Source organism: Herpetosiphonaceae bacterium (genome assembly GCA_036374795.1).
GTDB lineage: Bacteria > Chloroflexota > Chloroflexia > Chloroflexales > Kallotenuaceae > LB3-1.
The window spans coordinates 1-1,515 of sequence record DASUTC010000193.1 but is presented as its reverse complement, the minus strand read 5'-3'; the positions used below and the strand labels follow the sequence as shown (position 1 = coordinate 1,515).

The 1,515-nt window shown below is 68.8% G+C and carries 1 protein-coding gene; it reads left to right on the top strand.

What is annotated here, in order from left to right; all coding sequences use genetic code 11:
- Positions 1-1,515, top strand: a 1,515-nt coding sequence (locus tag VFZ66_14450) for an LLM class flavin-dependent oxidoreductase (GenBank protein HEX6290387.1), incomplete at both ends; no start/stop codon positions are given.

Here is a 1,515-nt window from a genome sequence, read left to right as displayed (position 1 = left end):
GGCCAATCGCTCGAAGATGTGGCCGAGAAGATCCGGCTGTACCGGGCGGCGCGGGCAGAGCAGGGGTACGATCCGGAGGCGGGGCAGGTGACGCTGATGCTGCACACCTACATCGGCGAGGACCGCGCGGCGGTGCGCGAGACGGTGCGGGTGCCCTTCAGCAACTATCTGCGCTCGTCGATCGACCTGATCGGCAACCTGGTGCGGAGCGCGAATCTGGATCTGGATGTCAACAGCCTCAGCCCGGAAGCTATGGACGATCTGGTCGCGTTCGCCTTCGACCGCTACTTTGAAACCAGCGCGCTGTTCGGGACGGTCGAAAGCTGCGTGGCGCTGGTCGATCGGCTCAAGGCGATCGGCGTGAACGAGATCGGCTGTCTGATCGACTTCGGCGTCGACGTCGACGCGACGCTCGCCGCGCTGGAGCGGCTCAACCGCTTGCGTGAGCTGGTCAACCAGCCCGTCGCAGCGGCGGGTGCCAGCCTGGCGGTCCAGGCGCGCAGGCACCACGCGACGCTGCTCCAGGGCACGCCCTCGCTCGCCAAGCTGCTGCTGCTTCAGCCCGACACGCGGGAGCCGCTCCGCGCGCTGCGCGCGCTGCTGCTCGGCGGCGAGGCGCTGCCGCCCGCGCTGGCGCAGCAACTCCTGCCGCTGCTCTCCGGCAAGCTGATCAACATGTACGGCCCGACCGAGACGACGATCTGGTCGGCGACGCATCCCGTCACCAGCGTGCCGGAGCGCAGCGTGCCAATCGGCAGGCCGATCGCCAACACCGAGATCTATATCCTCGACGCGCAGGGGCAGCCGGTGCCGGTGGGCGTGCCGGGCGAGCTGTACATCGGCGGGGTGGGCGTGACACGCGGCTACTATGGGCACCCGGCGCTGACGGCGGAGCGCTTCGTGCCCGATCCGTACGGCCGCCCAGAGGGCACCCGCCCTGGCGGGCGGCTCTACAAAACGGGCGATCTGGCACGCTACCTGCCGGACGGCACGATCGAGTTCCTGGGGCGGATCGACCAGCAGGTGAAGCTGCGCGGCTACCGCATCGAGCTGGGCGAGATCGAGGCGGCGCTGACACAGCATCCCGACGTGCGCGAGGCCGTCGTCGTGGCGCGGCAGGACGCGCCGCCCGCAGACGAGCACGCGGCAGATGGTGAGCCGGAGACGCGGCTGGTGGCGTATGTCATACCGCAGAGCGCGGAGCAGCATGACGGCATGCTCGGCGGCGATGGCCTCGCGCTGCTTGATGCCGACGGTGGCTTCTCGCTGCTCGACTCGTCCACATCTGACTCCTGGTTCGTCGAGAGTGATACGACGAGCGCCGATACACCGCAGGTGACGCTCGATTCGGGCGATCTGCGGCGCTTCCTTCAGGAGCGGCTGCCGGAGTACATGGTGCCGAGCGCGTTTGTCACGCTGTCGGCATTTCCGCTGACGCCCAACGGCAAGATCGATCGCAAGGCGCTGCCCGCGCCCGACAGCGCGCGGCCTGAGCTAGAGGCTACCTTTGTCGCA